Annotated in this window: 19 protein-coding genes and 1 pseudogene; 8 read left to right on the top strand and 12 right to left on the bottom strand. The window is 73.5% G+C overall.

Annotated elements, in window-relative coordinates; genetic code table 11:
• Positions 1 to 50 precede the first annotated feature (50 nt).
• The 4 genes and pseudogenes from ACWDRR_RS06150 to ACWDRR_RS06135 form a co-directional block, all read right to left on the bottom strand.
• Positions 51 to 269, bottom strand: a complete 219-nt coding sequence (locus tag ACWDRR_RS06150) for a hypothetical protein (RefSeq protein WP_449770990.1) — start codon at positions 267 to 269, stop codon at positions 51 to 53.
• A gap of 86 nt (positions 270 to 355) precedes the next feature.
• Positions 356 to 769: a hypothetical protein gene (locus ACWDRR_RS06145; protein WP_449770989.1), complete on the bottom strand. Its 414-nt coding sequence runs from the start codon at positions 767 to 769 to the stop codon at positions 356 to 358.
• Between the two features lie 256 nt (positions 770 to 1025).
• Positions 1026 to 2015 (bottom strand): annotated as a pseudogene (locus tag ACWDRR_RS06140) (vWA domain-containing protein); the annotation flags it as partial.
• 149 nt (positions 2016 to 2164) lie between these two features.
• Positions 2165 to 3553, bottom strand: coding sequence for a hypothetical protein (locus tag ACWDRR_RS06135; protein WP_449770988.1), 1389 nt, complete (start codon positions 3551 to 3553; stop codon positions 2165 to 2167).
• 285 nt (positions 3554 to 3838) lie between these two features.
• On the opposite strand from ACWDRR_RS06135, the gene ACWDRR_RS06130 reads away from it, so the two are divergent.
• Positions 3839 to 4684, top strand: a complete 846-nt coding sequence (locus tag ACWDRR_RS06130) for a class I SAM-dependent methyltransferase (RefSeq protein WP_449770987.1) — start codon at positions 3839 to 3841, stop codon at positions 4682 to 4684.
• Between the two features lie 9 nt (positions 4685 to 4693).
• Here the strand turns inward: ACWDRR_RS06130 and ACWDRR_RS06125 are convergent, their stop codons facing one another.
• Positions 4694 to 5326, bottom strand: a complete 633-nt coding sequence (locus ACWDRR_RS06125; RefSeq protein WP_449770986.1) for a TetR/AcrR family transcriptional regulator — start codon at positions 5324 to 5326, stop codon at positions 4694 to 4696.
• A gap of 195 nt (positions 5327 to 5521) precedes the next feature.
• Here ACWDRR_RS06125 and ACWDRR_RS06120 point away from each other — a divergent pair, with 195 nt between their 5' ends.
• Genes ACWDRR_RS06120 through ACWDRR_RS06110 form a run of 3 tightly spaced genes read left to right on the top strand, consistent with a single transcriptional unit; the run spans position 5522 to position 8060 of the window.
• Positions 5522 to 6280 carry an SDR family oxidoreductase gene (locus ACWDRR_RS06120; protein WP_449770985.1) on the top strand — a complete coding sequence of 253 codons (759 nt, stop codon included), beginning with the start codon at positions 5522 to 5524 and terminating at the stop codon, positions 6278 to 6280.
• 5 nt (positions 6281 to 6285) lie between these two features.
• Entirely contained in the window at positions 6286 to 7092 is an 807-nt protein-coding gene (locus tag ACWDRR_RS06115; RefSeq protein WP_449770984.1) for an SDR family NAD(P)-dependent oxidoreductase, read from the top strand.
• The gene (locus tag ACWDRR_RS06110) at positions 7089 to 8060 is read left to right on the top strand and encodes an NADPH:quinone oxidoreductase family protein (protein ID WP_449770983.1); all 972 of its coding nucleotides are present in this window, start codon (positions 7089 to 7091) and stop codon (positions 8058 to 8060) included. The genes ACWDRR_RS06115 and ACWDRR_RS06110 overlap by 4 nt, the downstream gene beginning before the upstream one ends.
• A gap of 19 nt (positions 8061 to 8079) precedes the next feature.
• On the opposite strand, the gene ACWDRR_RS06105 is transcribed toward ACWDRR_RS06110, so the two are convergent.
• Positions 8080 to 8949: an NAD(P)H-binding protein gene (locus ACWDRR_RS06105; RefSeq protein WP_449771043.1), complete on the bottom strand. Its 870-nt coding sequence runs from the start codon at positions 8947 to 8949 to the stop codon at positions 8080 to 8082.
• A 95-nt stretch (positions 8950 to 9044) separates the two neighbouring features.
• Here ACWDRR_RS06105 and ACWDRR_RS06100 point away from each other — a divergent pair, with 95 nt between their 5' ends.
• Complete coding sequence (locus tag ACWDRR_RS06100; RefSeq protein ID WP_449770982.1) at positions 9045 to 9458, top strand: winged helix-turn-helix transcriptional regulator; 414 nt, start codon at positions 9045 to 9047, stop codon at positions 9456 to 9458.
• A gap of 19 nt (positions 9459 to 9477) precedes the next feature.
• On the opposite strand, the gene ACWDRR_RS06095 is transcribed toward ACWDRR_RS06100, so the two are convergent.
• The 3 genes from ACWDRR_RS06095 to ACWDRR_RS06085 all read right to left on the bottom strand — a co-directional run bounded on the left by ACWDRR_RS06095 (position 9478) and on the right by ACWDRR_RS06085 (position 13181).
• Entirely contained in the window at positions 9478 to 10767 is a 1290-nt protein-coding gene (locus ACWDRR_RS06095; protein ID WP_449770981.1) for an alpha/beta hydrolase family protein, read from the bottom strand.
• A 144-nt stretch (positions 10768 to 10911) separates the two neighbouring features.
• Entirely contained in the window at positions 10912 to 12153 is a 1242-nt protein-coding gene (locus ACWDRR_RS06090) for an acyl-CoA dehydrogenase family protein (protein WP_449770980.1), read from the bottom strand.
• Positions 12153 to 13181, bottom strand: coding sequence for a phosphotransferase family protein (locus tag ACWDRR_RS06085; RefSeq protein WP_449770979.1), 1029 nt, complete (start codon positions 13179 to 13181; stop codon positions 12153 to 12155). The genes ACWDRR_RS06090 and ACWDRR_RS06085 overlap by 1 nt, the downstream gene beginning before the upstream one ends.
• Positions 13182 to 13280: 99 nt before the next feature.
• On the opposite strand from ACWDRR_RS06085, the gene ACWDRR_RS06080 reads away from it, so the two are divergent.
• Complete coding sequence (locus ACWDRR_RS06080; RefSeq protein ID WP_449770978.1) at positions 13281 to 14372, top strand: hypothetical protein; 1092 nt, start codon at positions 13281 to 13283, stop codon at positions 14370 to 14372.
• 30 nt (positions 14373 to 14402) lie between these two features.
• Here ACWDRR_RS06080 and ACWDRR_RS06075 read toward each other — a convergent pair whose 3' ends face one another.
• The 3 genes from ACWDRR_RS06075 to ACWDRR_RS06065 form a co-directional block, all read right to left on the bottom strand.
• Positions 14403 to 14882 carry a GNAT family N-acetyltransferase gene (locus ACWDRR_RS06075; RefSeq protein ID WP_449770977.1) on the bottom strand — a complete coding sequence of 160 codons (480 nt, stop codon included), beginning with the start codon at positions 14880 to 14882 and terminating at the stop codon, positions 14403 to 14405.
• Positions 14883 to 14953: 71 nt separating this feature from the next.
• Positions 14954 to 15487, bottom strand: coding sequence for a YrhB domain-containing protein (locus ACWDRR_RS06070; RefSeq protein WP_449770976.1), 534 nt, complete (start codon positions 15485 to 15487; stop codon positions 14954 to 14956).
• 177 nt (positions 15488 to 15664) lie between these two features.
• Positions 15665 to 17377, bottom strand: coding sequence for an RHS repeat-associated core domain-containing protein (locus ACWDRR_RS06065; RefSeq protein ID WP_449770975.1), 1713 nt, complete (start codon positions 17375 to 17377; stop codon positions 15665 to 15667).
• Positions 17378 to 17392: 15 nt separating this feature from the next.
• Here ACWDRR_RS06065 and ACWDRR_RS06060 point away from each other — a divergent pair, with 15 nt between their 5' ends.
• Together ACWDRR_RS06060 and ACWDRR_RS06055 are read left to right on the top strand one after the other, a co-directional pair.
• Positions 17393 to 17596, top strand: coding sequence for a hypothetical protein (locus tag ACWDRR_RS06060; protein WP_449770974.1), 204 nt, complete (start codon positions 17393 to 17395; stop codon positions 17594 to 17596).
• Complete coding sequence (locus ACWDRR_RS06055) at positions 17593 to 17730, top strand: hypothetical protein (RefSeq protein ID WP_449770973.1); 138 nt, start codon at positions 17593 to 17595, stop codon at positions 17728 to 17730. Before ACWDRR_RS06060 ends, ACWDRR_RS06055 begins: the two co-directional genes overlap by 4 nt.
• Positions 17731 to 17768 lie beyond the last annotated feature (38 nt).

Raw genomic sequence — 17768 nt, 5'->3', positions numbered from 1 at the left:
CGGGTGACGGCCGTACCGGACCACCGCCACCACCCGGGCCGCCCGGTGGCTCAGCCCAGCCGGGCGGCCAGCCGGCGCAGGGCGGACGGCAGGCCGGCGGACCGGCCCCGCGCCCGGGCGGTGGCGTGCGCCGCGGGCTGTTCCCCGAACTCGGGGGCCCCGGTGGGCGGGTGGGCGGCCGGCCGGGCGGCGGTCCCGTCGGGCGTGACGGTACGGCTGGCCTCGGCACGCACCAGCGCGCCGATGGCGGTGTAGACGTCGAAGGGCATGGCGGATCTCCTGCGGTGTGGACCTGACGGTGGGCACGGCGGAGCCACGCTCGGGTCGGAACCCCCGAACGCGGCGCCGGGGCCTGTCAGCAGCGCAGGACCGTGCCCCGCCCGGGCCCGTCGGGGCGGGCGGGATCGGTGCCGGGCCGGGCCGCGGCGCGGCCGGGCGGGGCACCGGCCGCGAGGCCGGCCACCGTCCGGGGCGCCGGCGGGAGCAGGCCCGGCAGCGGAGCACGGGAGTGGCCGACCCGATGGGTGGCGGAGGCGCCCGGCGGGCTCCCGTGCTCGCGCCGGCGTTCGCCGGGCTCCGGGCAGCCGTCCGTGTCGGACGGCGGGGCGGGAGAGGCGGGGAACTCCTGGACCGTCACACAGCCGTCGAGGGCGAGGCGGTGCAGCGCGCCGGCGGTGCCGGCCCCGGTCAGCAGGGCGAGGACGGCGGCCAGCAGCACCGCGAGGGCGCAGCGGGTCGCGAAGTCACCATGCCGAGCCGTACGCCCCATGCGCACCCTTCCGACGACGTCCCCGTCCAGCTAACCGCCGATGCCTCCCGACACCCGCCCGCCCCACCCGATGGAGTGAAGGACTTCACTCCCCCGGTCGACACGGACCCGGCAGGGACCCGGCGCGGGCCGCCACCGACCCGGCACCGACCCGACGCGGACCCGGCAGGGACCCGCCACCGACCCGACGCGGACCCGACGCGGACCCGCCACCGGCCTCGGCACCGACGGGCCGCCCGGGTGCCCCGGACCGCGGCTACCCGATGGTGACCACCCGGGCCCAGTCCGGCGGGGTGTCCGGTTCGTACCCCTGGTCCTCCTCGTCCTCCCACCGGACGGCCCGCTGCCGGGGGAAGAGGCCGACCACCGTCCGGCACGGCGGTCGGGAGGCCGGCCAGGGTGTCTGTCCGTCGGTCAGGACCACGATGACGTCCGGCCGGGGCCGGGACCGCAGCGCCCTGGCGAAGCCGGTCCGCAGGTCCGTGCCCCCGCCGCCCAGCAGCGGGATTCCCTCGGCGCGGCAGAGCGGGTGCGCGACCCGGGCCGCCGCGTCGCAGGGGAGCACGGTGACCAGGTCGCGGCGCCCGCCCACGGCCCGGGCGATCGCGGCCACTTCGAGCAGCGCGCTGCCCAGTTCGGCATCGCTGACCGACCCGGAGGTGTCGATCACCACGGCGACCCGGGGCGGCCTGCGCCGCAGGCTCGGCAGCACGACGCCGGGCACCCCGGCCGAGCGCCGCGACGGCCGGCCGTAGGTGTAGTCCTCGCCCGCTCCCGAGCCGGCCGCCGCCGTCCGGACCGCCGCGCCCAGCAACTCCCGCCAGGCCTGGGGCGGGTGGAACGCCTCCTCGGCCCACCGCTGCCACGCCTCCGGGGCGCTTCCCGGGCGGCCGGTGATGCCCTGCGCCACCCGGAACCGCACCGCGTCCCGCTCCTGCGCGCTGAGGCCGTGCGCGCCGTCCGGTCCGAGCTCCCAGGCGCGCTCCAGTCCGTCGGCACCGCTGCCGCAGTCCAGCCAGGCCAGGTCCTGCGTCCGCGGCCCGAGGCTGAACTGCCGCAGGTAGTCCTCCATCAACTTCCCCTCGGGAAGCCCCAGGGAGTCCGGCCGGACGGCGCCCTCGGGTGCGACCAGCCCGTCGCCGAACACGTCGTCGTTGATCTCGAGGTCGGCGGCGATGTTCATCCGCAGCCGCTCCCCCGGGCCGGTCAGCCCGCGCTCCCGGGCGACCCGGTCGCTGCGTCCGTGGCCTAGCGCCCGCGCCGGCGACCTGTCAGGTGCTTTTGCGCCGCCGCGCTTTCATCGCGCCCCCGTGCGCCCCGGGCCGGGGCCTTCCCCGCGGAAGGCCCCGGCCCTGCGGCCCCGGTGAAACGGGCTGCCCCGGTGAGCCCGGCGGCCTACGGCACCTTGGCGTCGGGCAGCCGGACCGCCTTCACCAGGCAGTCGCGGAACTCGTACCAGGGCGCGGGGCCCGTCCACCGGAGGAAGCCGGCGCTCCCGGTGCCCGTGTCCTGGTTGGCGAACCGGCTGCCGTCGTACAGCAGCTTGCCCGCGGTGGTCGCGGTGGCGGAGGTCACCCGGTGCGACCCCAGCAGGGCGCAGTCCTGGTAGCGGATGACCGGTCCGCGCGAGGGGTTGGAGGCGTCGAAGCGGTACACGTGGGGGACGGCCTCGTCGGTCAGGGCCCAGGGTTCGAACGCGCGGGCCGTGTCGTCGCAGGAGACGAAGGTGATGGTGCCCTTGTACCAGGCGGAGTCGATCACCTTGTGGCCGGTGCCGCGGATCTCGAAGCGGATGCCCTGGGCGTACAGGCGCATGACCGAGTCGGCGCGCGGCGAGTTGGCGCCCAGCTTGAAGAAGGTGCCGGTCGACTTGGGGTCGACGAGGATGTACGACCCGCCGATGAAGTTCATCGAGCCGCCGCGCTCGTTGCGCACGAAGACGCCCGACTGGAACTCCACCTTGCAGTCACGGAAGGAGAAGTTGAGGAACTGGTCCTGCTGCTGCTCGGCCGGCAGTCCGCCCATCACCAGGAAGGCGTCCGCGTAGGAGCCGCTGATCTGGCAGTGGTCCCAGCCCATCTCGCTGTTGAGGTTGGAGTTGGCCACGGGGCCGTCGAGGACGATGCCGGCCTTCCAGGCGCCGCGCCAGTCGACGTCGGTGTACCAGGTGTCCTGCACGCCGAAGGTCTTGGAGGAGAACGAGTAGTTGAAGGTCGCGGTGGCGTCCTGGCTCTCGAAGGTCAGGCCGCTGATCCGGATGTTCCGGTAGCGGTCCATGTTCCGCCAGAGCACGGTGTCGCGGGCCGTCGGCGCGTAGAGGATCCGGGAGAGGCGCTTGCCGAACCCGGTGATCGAGATGCCGTCGATGACGCTCTGCGTCGACTTGTCGGTGTTCTGGGTGGGCGGCAGCAGGCTGTCGGGCTGGGTGAGCAGGTAGGTGCCCGGCGGGATCAGCAGGACCTTCTTCGGGGTGACCCCGCTCTCCGGCGCGCCGCCGAGCATCTCGGCCACGGCCGCCCGGAAGGCGGTGTCGCTGGGCGTGGCCCCGGTCGGGTCGGCGCCCTTGGCGAGGACGTCGACCACGTACCCGCCCGCGCCGGCCGCCACCGCGGCGGGTGCGGCGAGGGCGCTGTGCCCGCCGAGCGCCAGGCTCCCGGCCACGGCGCCCGCCCCGGTCAGCCCGGCGAGCAGGGCGCGCCGGCCCGGGCGGCGCCCCTGGTCGCCGTCGCCGTCGGGCCCGGACGCCGGTCCGGGCTGTGTGTGGTGCGTGGAATGAGTGGACATCGCCAACCCCCGTCGATGAGAACTGCGTCGGAGCCGCGACCCGTGAATGGATCATGGCCGGGACCTCGTGATCATCTGGCATGTCCCGGCCCCGGCACAAGGGTCCGTACCGCCCGGCCCGGGCCCGGTGCCGGCCGCGCGCCGGGCCGGGAGCCCGACCGGGCCGGGAACACCCGGGCGGACGCACCGGACCGGCGCGGGCCGCGGCGCGTCGGTAGCTTGGGCGGGACAGCCGCGGCACGGAGCAGCGGGGCCGCGCGGCAGCGGAAGACCGGGCAGGTTCAGATGGTCAGTGGCGAGCTCGATCTCACCGGGCTCCGGCGGGTCTACGGCCGGCCGGGGAGCAAGCTCTTCTACACGCTCGTCTGCCGCAACGCCCGGCACTGGGGCTGGACCGAACCGGGCCAGTCCAAGTGGCGCTGCTGGCAGGCGCAGCGCCGGCTCGAAGGCGTCCTCGGCCGGAAACTGGCGCTGCCCGCCGGGTCGCGGGTGCTGGACGCCGGCTGCGGCGCGGGGGTGGTCGCGCGGGAGATGGCCGCCCGGTTCGGCCTGCGGATCACCGGCATCGACGTGCTGGACTTCCACGTGCGCGAGGCCCGCCGGCTCAGCGCCCGCGCGGCGCTGGAGGAGCGGACCAGCTTCTCCTGGGGGGACTACCACGACCTGGAGTTCCCCGACGGCTCCTTCGACGGCGTGTACTCGATGGAGACCCTGGTGCACGCCTACGACCCGGAGCGGGCGCTCGCGGAGTTCCACCGGGTGCTGCGGCCGGGCGGGCGCCTGGTGGTGCTCGGCCCGGTGGGCGCGCCGCCGGAGGAGCTCAGCCCGGAGGGCCGGGCGGTGCTGGATCCGTACCTCGACGCGATGGTCTTCCCCGGGGCCAAGCGGTACGACTCGCAGAGCCTGGGCCGGCTGCTCACCGGGGCGGGCTTCCGGGTCGAGGAGGCCCTCGACGCCACCGACCGGTACCGGCCGACCTCGGACGCGCTCTACGCCTACTTCCGGCTGCCGTACGCGCTGGTGCGCCTGTTCGGCCCGGCGGAGAAGTGGCTCGGCCTGCGGTCCGTGGTGGAGATGTACCAGGTGCGGGACTACGTGAAGTGGTTCGTGCACACCGCCGTCAAGCCGTAGGGCCGCCGCTCACCCGACCCGCGCGCCCAGCATCCGCAGCACCAGCTCGCCGTAGCGGCGGCCGAGTTCCTCCGGGGTCTCGCTGCTGCGGTCGGTGTACCAGCGGGAGACGTCGATGCCCAGCGAGGTGACGGCGCGGGCCGCCGTGCGGACCTCGGCGACCTGGAAGGCGCCGGCCGCGACGCCCGCCTCGATGAGGGCGCTGACCTCGCGCTCGATGTCCAGCCGCAGGGCCGCGACCACCGTGTAGGCGTCCTCGGACAGCGCGTGCAACTCGTAGTTGACCACCCGGCCGACCGTCCGCGCCCGGGCGTGCCAGACCGTGAACTCCTCCACCAGGCGCCGCATCCGGGCCACCGGGTCGCCCTCGCCGGACACCGCGTCGCGGACCAGCGTCAGGGTGGCCGCGTGGCCGGCCCGGCTGATCTCGGCCAGCAGGGCGGCCTTGGACGGGTAGTGGATGTACAGCGCGGCCGGGCTCATCCCGGCGCCGGTGGCGATGTCCCGGGTGGTGGTCGCGTGGAAGCCGCGCTCCGCGAACGACTCGACGGCGGCCTGGAGCAGCCGGAACGCCGCCTCGGGGCGGTCGTCGGCGACGCCGGGCAGGGTGGGCCAGAGCTCGGCGATGGGCGTGCTGGTCATGGCGCCATCCTCCCAGATAAGTCGTACCGGAATTCCGGCCGCGCGGGCCGGGGAGGGCCCGGCCGACTGTTGACAGGGTCCCGCACCGACAGCATGCTAAGCAAGCGCTTAGTCACGAGCCGGGCCGAGCGGCCGCCCGGCCCCCGGCGGCGCAGGACCGGACAACTCCCGCAGAACCGCGCGAAAGGACCCTCCGTGGTGCACTCCTTCAAGGGCCAGGTGGCCGTCGTCACCGGATCCAGCCGGGGCATCGGCCTCGGGATCGCGCGCGAACTGATCGCCCGCGGGGCCCGGGTCTGCCTGACCGCCCGCACCCCCGAGCCGCTCGCCGAGGCCGTCCGCGACCTGGGCGGCCCGGAGGTCGCCATCGGCGTCGCGGGCAAGGCCGACGACCCGGCCCACCAGGACGAGGCGGTGGCCCGCACCATGGAGGCCTTCGGCCGGCTGGACCACCTGGTCAACAACACCGGCATCAACCCGGTCTTCGGCCCGGTGCTGGAGACCGACGAGGCGGCCGCCGCCAAGATCCTCGCCGTCAACGTGCTCGCCCCGCTCGGCTGGACCCGCCGCGCGCACGCCGCCTGGATGGGCGAGCACGGCGGCTCGGTGGTCAACGTCGCCTCCATCTCGGGCATCCGCGCCTCCCTGGGCATCGGCATGTACGGGGTCTCCAAGGCCGCCCTGATCCGGCTCACCACCGAGCTGGCCGCCGAACTCGGCGGCCAGGGCATCCGGGTGAACGCGGTGGCGCCGGCCGTGGTCAAGACGAGGTTCGCCGCGGCGCTCTACGAGGGCCGGGAGGAGCAGGTCGCCGCCGCGTACCCGCTGGGCCGCCTCGGCGTACCGGAGGACGTCGCGGGCGCGGTCGCCTTCCTGCTCTCCTCGGACGCCTCCTGGATCACCGGCCAGACCCTGGTCGTCGACGGCGGCATCACCCTCGGCGGCGGGATGTGAGCGCCGTGGCGAACGCGCAGGAGGGCCCGGGCGGCGAGTACGCCGGCCAGGGCGTGGTGGTCACCGGCGCGGGCCGGGGCATCGGGGCCGCGCTCGCCGGGGCCTTCGCGGCGGCCGGCGCCCGGGTGGTCGTCAACGACCTCGACGCCGCGGCGGCCGCCACGGTGGCCGCCGCGTGCGGCGGGACGGCCGTCCCCGGCGACGCGGCCTCCGCCGAGGGCGTCGCCGCACTCGTCGACCGGGCCCGGGAGGCGCTCGGCGACATCGACGTCTGGTGCGCCAACGCCGGCGTCGCCCCGGTCGGCGGGGCCGGCGCACCGGCCGCCGCCTGGGCGAGCGCCTGGGAGGTCAACGTGCTCGCCCACGTCCGCGCCGCCGACCTGCTGCTCCCCCGCTGGCTGGAGCGCGGCCACGGCCGGTTCGTGGCGACCGTCTCGGCCGCCGGCGTCCTCACCATGCTCGGCTCGGCCCCGTACGCCGTCACCAAGCACGGCGCGCTCGCCTTCGCCGAGTGGCTCGCCGCCACCTACCGCCACCGGGGCGTGCGGGTGCACGCGCTCTGCCCGCAGGGGGTGCGCACCGACATGCTGGCCTCGACCGGCGCGGTGGGCGAGGCGCTGCTGGCACCCACCGCGCTGGACCCGGAGGACGTCGCCGCCGCCCTGCTGGCCGGGGTGCGCGAGGACCGCTTCCTCGTCCTGCCGCACCCGGAGGTCGCCGAGTACTACGCGGTGCGGGCCACCGACCCGGACCGCTGGCTCGGCGGTATGAACCGGCTCCAGCGGGAGCTCGAAAGGAGCGAGGCGCTGTGAGGGCCTGGCAGGTCACCGAGTTGGGCGAGCCGCGCGAGGTGCTGCGACTGGCCGAGGACGTCCCGCGACCGACCCCCGGGGAGGGCCAGCTGCTCGTCCGGGTGCGGGCCGCCGCGGTCAACTTCCCGGACGCGCTGATGGTGCGCGGCCAGTACCAGGTCCGCCCGCCGCTGCCGTTCACCCCCGGTGTCGAGCTCTGCGGCGAGGTGGTGGCCGGGGAGCGTACCGGCGAACGGGTGATCGGCACCCCGGTGCTGCCCGGCGGCGCCTTCGCCGAGTACGCCCTGCTGGACGCCGCGGCGTCCTTCCGGGCCCCTTCGGTCCTGGACGACGCGGAGGCGGCCGCGCTGCACATCGGCCACCAGACCGCGTGGTTCGCCCTGCACCGGCGGGCCGGGCTGCGGGCCGGCGAGACGCTGCTGGTGCACGCGGCGGCGGGCGGGGTCGGCAGTGCGGCGGTCCAGCTCGGCCGGGCGGCCGGCGCCCGGGTGATCGCCGTCGTCGGCGGGCCCGAGAAGGCGGCCGTCGCCCGCGAGCTCGGCGCCGACCTGGTGGTGGACCGGACCACCGAGGACTTCACCGCGGCCGTCAAGGAGGCCACCGGCGGCCGCGGCGCGGACGTGGTCTTCGACCCGGTCGGCGGCGCGGCCTACACCGGCTCCACCCGCTGCGTCGCCTTCGAGGGCCGGATCGTGGTGGTCGGCTTCGCCGCCGGCGAGATCCCGGCGCCCGCGCTGAACCACGCGCTGGTCAAGAACTACAGCATCCTCGGGCTGCACTGGGGGCTCTACAACACCCGCGACCCGCGCGCCGTGCTGGCCGCCCACGAGGAGCTGACCCGGCTGGCCGAGGCCGGCGTGGTCCGCCCGCTGGTGAGCGCCCGCCTCCCGCTCAGCGGGGCGGCCGAGGCCGTCCAGCGGGTCGCGGACGGTCGCAGCACCGGGCGGCTGGTGGTCCTCGGGGAGTAGCAGCACCGCCCGGCCCGGCTCACCGGGCGGCCGCGACCGCGCCCTGGGCGATCACGTCCAGGGCCGGGCGGGGCGCGCGGCCGAGCAGTGCGGCGAGGTCCCCCGCCTTGCCGGGCCCGGCCAGGAAGCCGTTGGCGATCGCCGAGTAGGTGCCCGCCACCATCGGCACCTGGAACGCCTGGGCGCCGGAGGCCGCGACCGCCGCCCGCGCCTCGGCCAGCGTGCCGGGCCGGTACTCGACGGTCTTCCCGCCCGCCCGGGACAGCGCCGCCGCGACGTCGGCGCCGCCCACCGCCTGCTCCCCGACCAGCTCGTAGACCCGCCCGGCGTGCTCGGCCGGGGCCAGCGCCACCGTCACCGCGACCTCGGCGAGGTCCGCGCGGGCGACCGCCGCCAGCCGGCCGTCGCCGAGCGGCGCGGTGATCACGCCGTCCCCGTCCGGCGTGGCCAGCGCGCCCAGCAGTTCGGCGTAGAGGCCGTTGCGCAGGATCGTCCAGCGCAGCGTCGTGGACTCGCGCAGCCGCCGCTCCGTCCAGCGGTGGGCCAGCGCGTAGGCCAGGTGGTCGCCGTCGCCGGAGAGGCTGGTGTAGATCACCTGCTCGACGCCGGCCCGCTCGGCGGCCTCGATCGCGGCCCGGTGACGGGCGATCACCACGTCGTCCTCGCCGTAGCCGGCCGAGATCAGCAGCAGGGTCCGCACCCCGGCGAAGGCGTCCGGCAGGGTCTGCGGCCGGTCGAAGTCCACCGTCCGGACGGGGACGCCGAGCGCCGGGGCCTTCTCCGGGGTGCGGCTGCCGATCAGCACCCCGTCGAGCCCGCCGGGCAGGGCGGCCAGCCGCTCCAGCACCAGAGAGCCGAGTCCGCCGTTGACGCCGGTGACGAGAAGCACCACTACCTCCAAGGTCGGTTCCGGGCCCGCGGCTCTCCGCGTCGCCCCGTGACCATCCTCGGTACCCTGGGCGTTCGGCGTAAGGAGGCACTTCGATGTCAGTGGGGCACACCGCGGTAACCACCCCCCGGCCGGTGGTCTGGTGCGAGGACGGCGTGGACTGCGGGATCCGCGGCCTGCTGGACCGGCTCGGTGACAAGTGGTCGGTCCTGGTGGTGGTCGAACTCGCCCAGGGCGTCCGGCGGTTCCGCGAGCTCCAGCGCGCCGTCCCGGGCATCTCGCAGCGGATGCTGACGCTCACGGTGCGCCGGCTGGAGCGGGACGGCCTGGTGTCGCGGACCGTCCACCCCACCGTCCCGCCGCAGGTCGACTACGAGCTGACCGCGACCGGCCACAGCCTGACCCACCTGATCCGGGCGATGGCGGACTGGTCCTACGACCACCACGACGCGATCCTCGACTCCCGGCGGGACTGGGACGCCGCCAACCCGGACTCCGAGATCCGCTAGCGCCCCCGGCGGGGGGCCGTCAGCGGGCGAACTCCATCTCCGGGAAGCGCGGCGAGGGCCCGTCCAGCAGGTGGTCGTCGTGCCCGCGCAGCCACCGGTCGAAGAACGAGGCGACGTAGGCCCGGGTGGCGAGCACGGCCCGCTCCGGCCGGACGTCGCCGACGTCCGCCCGCAGGACGTCGCCCGCCACCGCGCCCTGCCGGGCGAGCTGCGGCAACAGCGACTGGGCGTCGGTGTACGAGCCGTGCTGGGATCCGGTCAGGGTGACGTCGGCGCGCCAGCCCCGGCTGTGCTGCCAGAGGGCGTCCCAGCCGGGCTGGTGGTGGTAGTCGCCGGAGTCCGCGCTACCGGTGCCCATCAGCAGGAACGGGCGGTCCAGGCCGTCCTCGGCGACGCTGCTGAGGAAGACGCCCTCGCCGGTGGGCCCGGGGAAGTGCAGCTGGCCGTCCATGTTGACGCCGGCGGTGATGCGCGGGTCGTCGTGCATGGTCTGGACGGCGGTGAAGCCGCCGGCGGAGTGGCCGACCATGCCGATCCGGGACAGGTCCAGCGTGCCCCCGAGGCCGGCCGGGAGCCGGCCGTCGGTGCGCAGCGCGCCGAGTTCGTCCAGGACGAACCGGGTGTCGTCGACCCGGGTCCGCATGGCCTTGCGCAGCAGGGCGCCGATGTCCAGGCCGGGCGTGCCGAGCATGCCCGGGAAGACGGACGTGGCCAGGCCGCCGTCCGGGAAGGCCACCTCGGACGCGTCGTAGGTGTGGTCGACGGTGACCACCACGTAGCCGCGCGAGGCGAGGTCCTCGACCAGGCCGGTGCCCCAGGTGCGGGGGTCGCCGAGCCCGGCCGAGTAGAGCACCACCGGGCGCGGGCCGCCGCCGCCCGGCAGCGCGGGCGCGTCCCTGCGGGCGTGGGTGCGGACCGCCGACCAGTCCGTCCGGCCGCTCTCCGTACGGTAGTTGAAGACGCCGGCGCCCTCCGCGCCGCCGAAGTGCTCGGCGGCGGCGGGCTCCATGTAGCGGGCGCGCTCGTCGCCGGCCGCGGGGCGGGCGGTCGGGTACCAGAGGCTGATCATCAGCTCGCGGGCCCGTCCGGGCTGCCACGGGTCCTGCCGCCCGGTGTCGGTGAGGCGCAGCGCGGTGGTGCCGACCGGGTAGGGCCCGGTGGGCTGCGGCAGCCAGGCCTGCGCCCGGCGCTCCGCCACGGCCGGCGCCGCCACCGCCGCCGGCGCGAGCGCCGTGCCCAGCACCGCCGTGGCCGCCAGCAGTGCGGCGATCCCCGTCCGCACGCCCTGTCCGTGTCCCCGCTTGCGCATGGCTCCCCCAGCTCCTCACCGTCGTCGCCGCCGTCCACCGGCCGGCCCGTACCGTGACCGTACGGGCCGGAGCGGTGCACGAACGTCATACCGCGGAGCCAACCGCGGTCGTGCTACTGCGGTATGACACGCCGGGGGCGGGGGCTACCGCTCACCCGGCCGGTGGCGCCGGAGCTCGCGCCGGGCCAGCGAGCGCTTGTGCACCTCGTCCGGTCCGTCGGCCAGGCGCAGCGTGCGGTTGCCGGCCCAGAGCTGGGCGAGCGGGGTGTCCTGGCTGACGCCGGCCGCGCCGTGGGCCTGGACGGCCTTGTCCAGGATCCATTCGACGGTGCGCGGGGTGGCGATCTTGATGGCCTGGATCTCGGTGTGCGCGCCGCGGTTGCCGACGGTGTCCATGAGCCAGGCGGTCTTGAGCACCAGCAGCCTCAACTGCTCGATCCTGACGCGGGATTCGGCGATCCAGTCCTGCACCACGCCCTGCTCGGCGAGCGGTCGCCCGAAGGCCACCCGCTCCAGCGTCCGGCGGCACATCAGCTCGACGGCGCGCTCGGCGATGCCGATGGCCCGCATGCAGTGGTGGATCCGGCCGGGCCCGAGCCGGGCCTGGGCGATGGCGAAGCCGGAGCCCTCGGTGCCGATCAGGTGGCCGGCCGGGACGCGGACGCCGTCGAAGTGGACGTCGGCGTGGCCGCCGTGGTCGGCGTCGTCGTAGCCGAAGACCTTCATTCCGCGCCTGACGGTGACCCCGGGGGTGTCGCGCGGGACGAGGATCATGCTCTGCCGGCGGTGCGGCTCGGCGTCCGGGTCGGTCTTGCCCATCACGATGAAGATCCGGCACTGCGGGTTCATCGCACCGGTGATGTACCACTTGCGGCCGGTGACGACGTACTCGTCGCCGTCGCGCTCGATCCGGGTGGCGATGTTGGTGGCGTCCGAGGAGGCGACGTCGGGCTCGGTCATCGCGAAGGCGGACCGGATCTCGGCGTTCAACAGCGGGCGCAGCCATCGCTCGCGCTGCTCGGCGGAGCCGAACTGGGCGAGCAGCTCCATGTTGCCGGTGTCCGGGGCGGCGCAGTTGAGGGCGGGCGGCGCGAGCTGGGGGCTGCGCCCGGTGATCTCGGCGAGCGGCGCGTACTGGAGGTTGGCCAGGCCGGCGCCGCCCTCGCCCGGCCGGTCCTGGTGGTCCGGCAGGAAGAGGTTCCACAGGCCCTGCTTGCGGGCCTCGGCCTGGAGCTCGGCGACGATCGGCGGGACGTCCCAGGCGGGGCGGCCGGGGTCGGCCAGCTGGGCCTCCAGAACGGGTTCGGCCGGGTACACGTGCTGGTCCATGAAGGCCAGCAGCCGCTCGCGCAGCTCTTCGGTCCGGGCGTCGTAGGCGAAGTCCATCAGTGGTCCTTGAGGGTGGTCAGGCCGTGTTCGGCGAGGACGGGGGCGATCTCGCCGGCCCGCTCGAAACCGGCGCCGAGGGTGCGGCCCTGCCGGAAGCGGAAGTGGATGCCCTCGGCGACGACGGCGAGCTTGAACGAGGCGAAGGCCACGTACCAGTCGAGGTCGGCGGCCTCGCGCCCGGTGAGGTCGGCGTACCGGGCGACGAGCTCGCCGGCGGCGGGGAAGCCGGGGGCGGTGGCGGCGGAGGGGATGATGCCGCCGCCGACGCCGGCGAGTTCGGTGTACATCACCAGCAGGCCGACGTCGGTCAGCGGGTCGCCGAGGGTGGACATCTCCCAGTCCAGGACGGCGGTGACGGCGTCGTGCTCGTCGACCAGCACGTTGTCCAGCCGGTAGTCGCCGTGGACGAGCGCGGGCGCCGGGGAGACGGGCAGCCGGGCGGCGAGCAGCTCGTGCAGCCGGTCGACGCCGGGCAGGTCGCGGCTGCGGGAGGCGGCCAGCTGGGTGGACCAGCGGCGCAGCTGGCGTTCCAGGTAGCCCTCGGGGCGGCCGAAGTCGGCGAGGCCGACGGCGGCCGGGTCGATCCGGTGCAGGGCGGCGAGGGTGTCGACCAGCCGCTCGCCGAGGGCGTGGACGCGCTGCTCGCCGAGGGCGGCGAGCGGGCCGGCGTCGCGGTGCGCGGTGCCGGGGACGTACTCCATCAGGTACCAGGGCGCGCCGAGGACGTCGGTGCCGGTGTCGAGCAGCAGGGTCGCGGGGACGGGCACGCCGGTGCCCCGCAGGGCGGTCATCACCCGGTGCTCGCGGCCCATGTCGTGGGCGGTGGCCAGGACGTGCCCGAGCGGCGGGCGGCGCAGCACCCAGCGGCAGGTGCCGTCGGTGAGGAGATAGGTGAGGTTGGAGCGACCGCCCTCGATCAGCTCGGCCCGCAGCGCGCCCCGGACGGTACCGGGCAGCTCGCGGTCCAGATGGGCGCGGAGCCGGTCGAGGTCCGGGCCGGGCGGGTCGGCGGGGGTGTCGGGCATGGGCTCACTCTCCTGGTCGGCGATCCTGACTAAGCGCTTGCTTAGCATTCAACCGGGGACTGCGCGCTGTCAATGCCGCCGTACCGCCACAATGTCGCCATGAGGTTGATCCACACCCTGGCCGGTGTGCTGCTGCTGCTCCTGACCGTCGCCAGCGTCCTGCGCACGCTGGTCGTCCCGCGCGGCCTGTACTCGTCGCTGGTCCACCGCCTCTGGCGGATCCTGCGGACGCTGCTGCGCTGGTCGGCGGCGCCGTTCGACACCTACCGCGCGCAGGACCGGGCGCAGACCTGGCTGGCGCCGCTGATCCTGGTCGGCATGCTCGGGGTGTGGCTCGGCAGCATGCTGCTCGCGTACACCCTGCTGCTGCACGGCACCTCGCGACTGGACTGGGCGGTCTCCTTCCGGGAGGCCGGATCCAGCCTGTTCACCCTCGGCTTCGCCAGCGGGGACCGGCTGCACCTGTCGGTGATCGACTTCATGGCCGCCGCCAGCGGCCCGCTGGTGATCGCCCTGCAGATCGCCTACCTGCCCACCCTGTACAGCGCCTACAACCGCCGCGAGGTGGAGGTGACGCTCCTGAAGTCCCGGGCCGGCGAGCCCGCCTGGGGACCGGAACTGCTGGCCCGGCAGTCCCTGGTGGACACCGAGACCGCACTGCCCGAGCTCTACCGCGACTGGGAACGGCTCGCCGCCGACATCGGCGAGAGCCACTCCAACTACCCCGTGCTGCTCTCCTTCCGCTCCCCGCAGCCCAACCGCAGCTGGGTGGTGGGCCTGATCGCCGTCATGGACGCGGCCGCCATCCACCTGGCGATCAACCCGCGCTCGGCCCCGCCCGAGGCCCGCCTCGTGCTGCGCGCCGGCTTCACCGCGCTGCGCGACATCGGCCGTTCGCTGCGCGTCGACTTCGACCCGGACCCGGCGCCGGAGAGCCCGATCCGCCTCACCTTCACGGAGTTCGACGCGGCGGTCGCGATGATCACCGCCGCCGGGTTCCCCCGCGAACGCGCCGCCGCCGACGCCTGGCCCCACTTCCACGGCTGGCGGGTCAACTACGAGTCGCTGGGCTACGAGCTGGCCCGCCGCAGCGACGCCGTCCCCGCCCTGTGGACCGGCCCGCGCGACTTCCCCGCCCCGCCCATCCCCCCGGCCCGCCCGGCCGACCGCAGGCCGGAGGCGGCGGGGTAGGGCGGCGCTCCGCGGGCGCGGCCGGGAGCGTCAGTTCCCGGGCGTGCCGGCCGGAGGGCGGCACGCCCGGACCATCGCCACCAGCGGCGGCGCCTCGGGATGCGGCCGGACTTCGCTGACGGCCTCGTAGCCCCACGCCTCGTACACGGCGAGCACCTTGCCGCCCCCGGCCGCCGGATTGACCATCAACGTGATGCGCTCCTCACCACGACCCCGGGCGAGTTCCTCATGGATCCGGCGCGCAGCACCGGTGCCCCGCCAAGGCGAACGAACCCCCAACTCCTTGAGTACGAAAGTTGGTTCGGCGGTCAGCTCCGGCCGCATCGGGTTGGCCGTCCGGGCCCACCAGCGGTCGCCGGACTCAATGGTGTTGCCATAGGCGTACCCGATCGGCTCAGTGCCGTCGTACCCGACGACGGCCTCGAACCCCGGCTCCGTGCCATGCCGGTCCAGGCGCTCGGCGAACGTCGGCACGGCGTAATTCGGCAGGTGCAACAGCGGCGCACGCACATCCAGTGATTCCTCGGCGAGATAGGGTGGAGCGAACGCAGAGATGGGTACACCCGCTCCGTTTCTCTTGCTCAGATTGCCGGACCAGTAACCCTCCGAATCGGGAGGGGAGGGCAGCTGTCAGCCTCTCGCGTCAGCTGCAGCAGCTCATGCGGCGGATCTCCGCCGTCCTGGATAGCTGAAATATAGGTCTTCGCTTCGGAAATCCCTAGCGAGGGAGCATTCCTTCGCAGGTAGCGCATTGCCGGGACATGCCCTTCCGACTGGAGGATTGCTCGAACGGAGCTAAGAATCGGATCCGGGCGCCGACTTCCCCTAAACTGCTGAAGGAAGATTGTTTGCCAGTCCGAGGTGCGGAGTGTTTCACCAGGAATCTCGTAGATGGCCCCATCATCGCCATCAACCAAATATGGCCCGTGGCCGACGAGCATATTCATGGGGATCGGATTCCGCCTATACTCGTCCGATTGCCTGGCTATCAGCCATCCGACAGCCGTCTCGTTGACGCCGATGATGACCATCCTTGGACCCACAGGGTTCTCTTCCTGTCGCCTCGCCAACAGGGCCTCGACTAATTCAATGGCCCGATCCTTGGAGATCTTCACCGTCGACTCCACATAGTTATCACCCCGAGTGATTACCTTGTCCAACTTATTCGCTTGCGTCATTCTACCCCGCCACCAGCGACCGTGGCATTAATCGTTCACCCAGCCACGGGAGGGCTGGGGGCTTCTGGTCGGCTGCTCGGTCCTCGCCGAGCAGCCGACCAGACATTACAGGTGCTAGTTGGTTCGCAAGATGTAGTAGTAGCGCCAACCCTCAGGGGCCGCACGGCCGGTTTGCGCGTCAAGGAAAACGACGGCGCCGTTGTCGTTGATCACGTTGAAGAAATGACCGATCTGGCCCCTCGCGGCTTGTGCCGCCGAGGGCTGGCCCATAACGATCCCACGTGCACCATTTCCCCAGCTCTGCATGTCGCTCACGATTCCGGAGAGGCCGCCCTTTTGGACAAACGGCTGACTAGAACCCGCGAGCGCCAGGAATTGATCGGGCAGAAGCGTGTTGTCTGCGGCGGATGCTGGAGGCGGATTCTTCCCTGCCAACAGTTGGTCGGTGGCTAGCGAGACTGGCCCACAGTTGTGCGTACCGCAGCCCGGGTTGATTCGTTCCTCAAGGCCTGGCGTCGACGGAATCAGGTAGGTGTCGCCATTCATGGTTGTTCGGATATCGGCGGCCCACCATCGACGGATAGCGGCTCCGCCGCCAGCGATCTCGGCCTTTTCGCCAAATGTTTTGCGCCCCCAGTTTCGGACGCCACCTAGGCCTGCCACGACGACCTGGCTGGCCAACTCGTCGGCTTGCTTCTCGACCTTGTCAGCGACGTTGTTGCAGCCGAATTCGCGGAGTTTGGCTGCGGCGACATACGTCGCGTAGGCGGGGCGGATGGGGATGTACTTGTCGATGAAGGCGCTGGCGCCGCCGTTGCGGCCGGTGACGGCATTGAAGAGGTCGCCGACGAACTCGAAGGGGGCTTTTGCACCTTGGGCGAGCCAGCTGCCGAAGTTTCCGAGGGTTACGTCGTCGTTGTCGTCCTCGGGAGACAGGCCGGTGGGGTCGGTGTAGAGCGTGGGTGCGCCGGCGGCGTAGGTGTAGGGCGAGGCGTATGGCGAAGACGCGGGGATGGAGAGGGGGTCGCGGGCGGTGAAGCGTCCGAGGGAGGGGTCGTATTCGCGGGCGCGGAGGTATTGCTTGCCGGGGAGGCCGGGTTCGTTGTACTGCCCGGTGAAGCCGAACGGGGTTGTGGGTGCGCCGGTGGCAAGGGTGGTGGTGGCGGCGCGTCCGTAGGGGTCGTAGGTGGTGCGGCTCTGCGGTGTGCCGTTGGCGTTGGTGAGGTCGGTTATGGAGCCGAGCCAGTCGTGGTGGTTGTAGAAGGTCCCAGCGTTGGTGTGCTGGCTCTGGGGCAGGCCGAGGGGGTCGTAGGTGTAGTCGCCGATCAGTTGGCCGGCGCCGTCGGTTTGGGAGGCGATCTGCGGCAGGGGGTTGTTGATGTCCCAGGCGATGGTGCGGGTGGGGGTGTTGTTGACCTTGGTCGAGACGCGGTTGCCGTCGGCGTCGTAGGTGAAGGTGAGGCTGTCCTGGACGGCGGCCCTGGTGAGGCGGCCGGCGCCGTCACTGATGTTGTCGGCGACGGCGGTGGCGAGGTGGCCGACGGCGTCATAGGGATAGGTGACGTTGCCGACGTCGTAGGTGGCTTTGGAAGTGTTGGAGCTCCAGAGGGGTTTGGCCGCGCTGCTGTATACGACGAAGTTGCCGTCGTCCTGGATCCTCGCGTAGGCGCCGGGGTTGGCCGAGGTGTTGCTGGCCCAGATGGTCTTGTGGTTGGTGTCGTAGACGGCGAAGTTGCCGTCGGTCTGCATGGTGGCCGAGGCCCCGGGGTTGCCGGTGGTGCCGGAGGACCACAGGGGCTGGTTGGTGAGGAACGGTGTGGGGACCACCCTTTGGGAGTTGCAGTGATCGTCCCACCGACCGCAGAGCCCACCCTGTGGGTGCTCCAACGCGCGATCGGCTTCGGCGCGGAGATCACCCGCAGCCTGCTGCTCGGGCACATCTTCACGAAGTGCACCAGCTTCGTCGGCGACTTCGTGATCGGACGCCACGTCAACATCGGCGCGTTCTCTCCACCACCGGCCCGCGCGTCGACGCCGGACCAGTGACGGAACCCGCCACCGGCGAGATCGCCGTCCGCCTGGACGGGCGGCGCATCGGTACCGGGTGCACCAAGTTCGGGTCCGTGGTCGGTGACGGCGTGGCCCTGCTGGCCGGAGCATTCTCCAGCCCGCCACGCTGATCGGGTCCCGGGTCGGGGATCTGCCCGAAGGGCGACCA

The sequence above is a fragment of the Kitasatospora sp. NPDC003701 genome, from assembly GCF_053587085.1.
This window is presented reverse-complemented; position numbering and strand designations above follow the sequence as displayed.